Annotated in this window: 5 protein-coding genes; 2 read left to right on the plus strand and 3 right to left on the minus strand. The window is 40.9% G+C overall.

Annotation, left to right across the window (positions count from 1 at the left end):
- Positions 1 to 512: 512 nt before the first annotated feature.
- Together V7K53_RS06910 and V7K53_RS06915 are read left to right on the plus strand one after the other, a co-directional pair.
- On the plus strand, positions 513 to 1,688 hold the full coding sequence (locus tag V7K53_RS06910; protein ID WP_335196870.1) for a patatin-like phospholipase family protein: 1,176 nt from the start codon (positions 513 to 515) through the stop codon (positions 1,686 to 1,688).
- A 454-nt stretch (positions 1,689 to 2,142) separates the two neighbouring features.
- Positions 2,143 to 2,703: a nitrate transporter gene (locus V7K53_RS06915; protein WP_335196871.1), complete on the plus strand. Its 561-nt coding sequence runs from the start codon at positions 2,143 to 2,145 to the stop codon at positions 2,701 to 2,703.
- A gap of 205 nt (positions 2,704 to 2,908) precedes the next feature.
- Here V7K53_RS06915 and V7K53_RS06920 read toward each other — a convergent pair whose 3' ends face one another.
- From V7K53_RS06920 to V7K53_RS06930, 3 genes are all read right to left on the minus strand, one after another.
- Positions 2,909 to 4,327, minus strand: a complete 1,419-nt coding sequence (locus V7K53_RS06920; protein WP_335196872.1) for a collagen-like protein — start codon at positions 4,325 to 4,327, stop codon at positions 2,909 to 2,911.
- A gap of 111 nt (positions 4,328 to 4,438) precedes the next feature.
- Complete coding sequence (locus V7K53_RS06925) at positions 4,439 to 5,122, minus strand: methyltransferase family protein (RefSeq protein WP_335196873.1); 684 nt, start codon at positions 5,120 to 5,122, stop codon at positions 4,439 to 4,441.
- 71 nt (positions 5,123 to 5,193) lie between these two features.
- Positions 5,194 to 5,694, minus strand: coding sequence for a hypothetical protein (locus V7K53_RS06930; protein ID WP_335196874.1), 501 nt, complete (start codon positions 5,692 to 5,694; stop codon positions 5,194 to 5,196).
- Positions 5,695 to 6,000: the final 306 nt, after the last annotated feature.

The raw sequence follows: 6,000 nt of genomic DNA on the forward strand, positions 1-6,000 counted from the left end.
GCCAGGTTGCGCGGGTGGGGTATTTCTGTACCTTACAACGTAGAAATTTGCTGTATTTCCAAGTGTTTCAAGTTAAATCTTCAATAACTACTACATTTTTGCGATCGGATTACCTATTTAGATCGCAAAAAATGTGATAAATCATTACAAAAACGCGATAAATTGTCGTCAAAACAAAAAACTGATGATTGTAGAGACGGCGATTCATCGCGTCTCTTGCCTTAACCAAACAGTATTGCGCGAGGCGGAGTCTGGGAACGAGACAATATTTAAAAGCTGGTTTGAGGCTGGCCTTTCACGTTAAGTTGACACCAATGCTACGCATACCCGTTTTACAGAGAAGCAAGCTATAGGTAGTGTCTCGTAGAGAAGGCACTTCGTTAAAAAAAACTTAGGTATTCTTCCAGTCGGATAAGTCGGATAAGTCGGATAAGAGTAAACAAGCTAATGGAATCGTATTGTGATTCATCTCATGATGCTTGTCCACAAAAAAATAATCAAAAAGAATTGCTATGTCCTTCAAAATTTTGGCTTTAGACGGTGGCGGTATTCGTGGAATTGTTGCAGCACGAATACTTCAACAAGTAGAACAAGAAATTAGAAATCAGGGGAAAGGAGAGTTTTTACACGAATATTTTGACATGGTTGCTGGTACTTCTACTGGTTCGATATTAGCAGGAGGGATTGCTATCGGAAAGGAGAGTGATGAACTCATTAAAATGTATAAAAATAGAGGTAAAGATATATTTCCTCTGGAGATAAAAGAGCGCTACAAAAACTTTCCGTCCATCATCAAATCAATTATTGAGGTATTTTCTCCATCTAAATATTCTCATGATGGAATTACTAGTGTCCTCAAAGATGCCTATAAATCCACAAAAATCAAGGATATCGAAAAACCCATTCTTTTGATTCTTGCTTACGATACGCTATATCGCAACACAACCTTTTTTACAAATTGTCATCCCGATTTAGGAGACAGATGGTACGATGACTGTTATTTATGGGAAATATGTACCGCTTCTGCCTCAGCACCTACTTTTTTTCCACCATATAAATTAGAACCTGTAGATAAACAAAAATTTGGTGACTGGGAATTCCCACACATTGATGGAGGAGTTTCTGCTAATAACCCTGCTCTTGCAGCTTTGAGTTTAGCGCTGAGGATTAGCCAGTCTTCAGTATCTCCAGAAATCAAGCAACAATATAAACTACATAATCTGCGATTGGAAGATATTTCTATCCTTTCTATTGGCACAGGTCAAACTGGTCAACCATATCAATATAAGCAAATAAGCAAATGGAGAGGCTTAGACTGGATCAAAAATCTTACTAACATCTTCATGGAACCTACATCTGAGATTGATAGTACGATTTGCCGACAAATTATGGGTGGATATGAGTCTAAACGTTACTTACGTCTTCAATTTGACTTAAATGAGACATTTAAACCTAAGCCAAAAGAGACTTATAAAGATCCTCGCATTGTTTTACCTCCAGAAGAGCGGAAAAATAAATTTACAGGGGAAAAAGTCACTGAAGAAATAGATAATACTAATTCCGAGATTCTTCAGCAGTTAATAGATACTACCTCTGCATTCATCGATCAGGGTCTTACGTATTACACCAGAGACGATTCCGGTTCTCCGATAAAAAAGGCGATCGCGTCTTTTATTAAAGATAACTAGCGAACTGTGTCATTATTTACAAGCGTCTACAATTGGTTGGGGTTTGAATACCCATCCAATTGGTTTTTACATGACGTTCAAGGCTTTTTTCGGTTCGTTCTATCAGCTTAGATAATTAAGGAGCGATGCCTACGGCGGTAAACTACGCACATAAGCTCTAGTCATAATTGCCTTCTTTGATAAATTCTAGAAATTGTATTTAATTTACTAATTAAAATTTGCTTTTCTGATAAAGTTTAGTAAAGTCAAGCTTTACCTCTTCTTTGTACTACTACTATCACATCGTAATAATACCTAAGTTGTTTAATTAAAAATTAACGAGGAGAAGATATAAAAAATCTTTTAGTAACAAAATAGAATGTGTAATCCAATACATTTTTCTCAGCCCTGTTTTGTGTTGTTGCCGCAGTATTTACCGAATGTTTTCCATGAGAACTGAGGCAGAGAAAATAATATGTTTTTAGACATTTTAGCTAGCCTGCAACGGTTATTTGTTGGTTATATTCCAGCCGCTGTATTGGGTAGTTTTATCGGATATTTCATCGGGATAAATAGCATGATTTATCAGCTATTTCGGCTGATATTTCAGGTACCACATAGTATCCCTCCTATCGCTTTGCTACCTATTGCTCTAATTGCGTTTCAAGAGAGCGACTCGGCTGCTATTGTAGTAGTTTTTCTGGGAACTCTCTGGACGATGATTATTAATACCGCAATAGGGATGCAGCATTTTAAGAGACAGAATAATAACTTTCGAGTAGCTATTTTTCACATATTTCATGCTTTGAAAGTTAGCATTTGGGTAGCCTGGTTTATCGTTATTGCCACAGAAATGTTAACAGGCCCAAGAGGACTTGGATTTACCCTGTGGGATGCTTATAAAGCTGGCAATACTGATTATATAATCCAGGAAATCTTATACATCGGTATTATTGGCTTTTTGCTGGATCAGTTACTAGATTTTGCAGCCTATCTTCTCTCACAAATGGTTTCAGATGGGAAAAAATCTTCTTAAACTTTATCGAACAGAATTCAGGAGTCAGGAGTCAGAATGAATTGTGTACGACTGGCGGGTAGCGCAGCGTAAAGCCTTCTCTTCTCCCAAAAGGAGATCGCGCAGCGTCTTGATTCTGAATTCTTCTTTATCTAGTACAACACGGCAGAAATAAACCACCCATTCCAAATCAATGAAATGCTTATGCTGTATTCATTTTTAATTTTTAATTTTTAATTTTTAATTCCGCCTTGCGGATTGCACCCTGCCAGCTAATAGTTTGCTTGGCAGAACGTGTTCCTAAAGAACGAGTTGCTACGACTTCAATATCAACGTTGACACCAGGGCGTAAAGCTTCGTCAGGAATTTTGAGCTTGCCCAAAGCTAGAATAAAACGGTTGTAGTCACGAGTCACAAGTTCTGTGGGAATATCCCCTTCAAATTCAGTTTTGAAGGCAGAAAAACCGTGCGAGCTATCTTGGGCGCGGAATTTCACGCGAAACTGAGTATTAATAGCATCAGACTTGGCTGCCAAATCAACTATTTTTAAGTTGAGATTTTGTCCGGCATCGGCAAACTCTGCCACAGCTAACCGAGTGACATCTTTTTTGGGAATGGCATGGTTAACGGTAAATGTTGTTAAGTTAGCCTCACTTTTGCTGTTACCGTCAACCCATAATTCCTCAGAAAAAGTAATTTCTACTTGTTTGTTATCAGTTAAATTTAGTGTTACGGCTTGATTGCCAAAGCTGGTAATGGGTTGTCTTTCTTGCCAAACTATTTGAAAAGCCTCTTCTAGACGCTGTTCAAACTCTCGATAATCATCGGCGATCGCAGAACCAGGCGCAAGTAGAGAAGCTGCCCCTATGCGTTGATTCCACTTATTCTTCGAGAGTTTGAACTGTTTGTTTATTAGTTCCGAAATTGCTAGCTGCACAGTTGGAGTATCAGCTGCCAAAGGTTCCTTGCTATTGACAATACTCAAAGTTCCTAAGCGCCCTTGGCTACCATCGCTACCATCGCTGCCATCTCGCCCATCGCTACCATCGCTACATCGATAAACCTTTTCAATACACTTATAATCAGGGCTACCAGGAGTTCCCTCGCAGGTTTTTACTTCCCATCTCCGTCTGTGACAGTTACAACCCTCCGTACCGTTGCCACCTCTACCGCCGCGCCCACCTTCCCCACCAGTTGCCCGAACAGAAATATTCCTTAAGTCTGCCAAATTGTTGTAATAGACTGTGAGGGAACCACCATTTCCCCCATCTCCTCCTTTGCCACCATTACCGCCACTACCACCGTCTGGTGCGTTTATATCATGGCTGACGCGATTGCGTTGGAAACCACAGTCAGGTTGATAACCATCTTCCCCGTCTTCCCCGTCTTCACCATCTTTACCCGACAAGTCAAGATTTACAGGTGAACCATTGACAAAAATATTTTGGTTTTCACCGCTGCTACCATCTCTACCCGATCGCCCATCGGTTCCTGTGCGTCCATCTCTGCCATAATTTCTAGCTACTTTATAGTATTCGTCAGAGGCAACGGCTGGACATAAAACTGAACCAGAGGCAGGCAAAAAGCTAGTAAATAAGCAGAATGTCAGCAGTAGTGGCAGTTTACTCCTAAAACCATTGTGCATCTATTTACACCTAAAACTTTAGTTGAATTATCTACTCCTGACGCTGACTTTCAACAATTTGCTCCCTCTTGTACAGTGACTTTACACTCACGATGCACCTGAAATTCTGAGTTACCAGAGGTACGGTAACAGCTTGTATCGAACTTTTTCGGTGTAAGCGTCGTAGTCCTTGAGTTCTTGCTTCAAAAATTGTTCTTCAAAGGCAATCCGCACAACTAGTAGACTAATGGGAACGATCGCTAGCAATGCCGCAGCGTAAGACTCCAGCCACAGAGACATCCCAATCATGTCCAGAGTTACTCCTGCATACATCGGATGCCGTACAATGCTATAGACCCCCGTATCGATGACCGTTTGTTGCCTATCTACCTGATGCTTCACCACAGGGATCGCGAATGTATTAGCTTTGAAGGAAGCAGAGATAATCCACCAACCTGCAATAAAACAGATCAATCCCACAGCCGAAGCGATCGCTCCTGGCTTCACCAGCAGCTGAAATCGAAACACATCTAAAGGAATGAAGACAACCAAACCGAGGAACGCGATCAGCAACAAACTGGTGATGATCTTGTCGGGAAGTGGTTGTTCCTTTTGGATAGGAGGCTTGAACCGTTCATCGAGCAAGTCCTGATTATCTCGGAAAACACCAATCATCGTTGCGATCGTCGCAATTTCGACAACGCCGAGGAATAACCAAGCACGCCACCAGTCGAACGTTCCTGCTGGCAAGAATAGTAAACCACCAAAGATAGCAATATTCCAAACAATTGCGATCAGTACCTTTAAAATAAACATCGCTGATTTACCTAATGACTAGGCTTTTACTTTCTATTTTTAGCAATTGGATTTGCGATCGCTACAGTCACCTACAAGTGATTAGAATGAGCAACCTTTCGTTTTGCTGTTTCAACCAGCACAGAAATTACTAGTGAACTGAAGCCAATTATTTTGAGCAAGGCATTTACTGCATGTGTATACTCCCATTGGTTACGATATCGCGTCCAGTTTGACGGGACGGGATTAGTCAGCCACGTTGCAAATTCCGCGTTCATGGGGGCTACAAATATTATCCAACTAACAATAGCCAGGACTAGAAAAATTGCTCCTCCTAACGTCCAATAAAATGTTGAGCCGCGTTTGCGGACGAGGAACGCCAACACAATTGCTGCTAGAACTGAGCCAATTTCAAATGCGGCACCAACTGAGCCAAAATACCGATAAACATTTTCAAAAACGGTTACTTTTACCCAGAGTTGTTGGTCAAATTGCATTCTTCGCGGTAGTTCTAGCAAATGAGCCATAGACAAGCCTAGACTAAAGGAAGCCAGCATTATTGTGATAAATCGCCACAATTGTATAAGTGTCATTTGGCTTTGCCTCACAGCAGCTACCATATTTCACCATGTAATATACAGATACAACTCCATACACCTATCAAGTGGCATAACTGTTTCCTAATTTTCTCTTCTTGGAGAGCATTTTATTGCTTAATTGTCCCAAAGCGATCGCTCATAAGAGTAATATCATGTCCGCTTGATTACTTATTAAACCCGAAGAACCCCACCCCGCCAAAGCTATGCTTTGTCTCCCCTCCCCGCTTGCGGGGAGCAGGGTGGTTTCATACAAAGAAAGAAAAAACTCTATCGAGTTGGTTGGAGAGTGCGCGTTGTGCT

It is taken from the genome of Nostoc sp., assembly GCF_036917355.1.
In the GTDB taxonomy this organism is placed as follows: domain Bacteria; phylum Cyanobacteriota; class Cyanobacteriia; order Cyanobacteriales; family Nostocaceae; genus Nostoc.

Coding starts and splice junctions, on each gene's coding strand:
- V7K53_RS06910 (WP_335196870.1), top strand. CDS start 513: ATGTCCTTCAAAATTTTGGCTTTAGACGGTGGCGGTATTCGTGGAATT.
- V7K53_RS06915 (WP_335196871.1), top strand. CDS start 2,143: ATGTTTTTAGACATTTTAGCTAGCCTGCAACGGTTATTTGTTGGTTAT.
- V7K53_RS06920 (WP_335196872.1), bottom strand. CDS start 4,327: ATGCACAATGGTTTTAGGAGTAAACTGCCACTACTGCTGACATTCTGC.
- V7K53_RS06925 (WP_335196873.1), bottom strand. CDS start 5,122: ATGTTTATTTTAAAGGTACTGATCGCAATTGTTTGGAATATTGCTATC.
- V7K53_RS06930 (WP_335196874.1), bottom strand. CDS start 5,694: ATGACACTTATACAATTGTGGCGATTTATCACAATAATGCTGGCTTCC.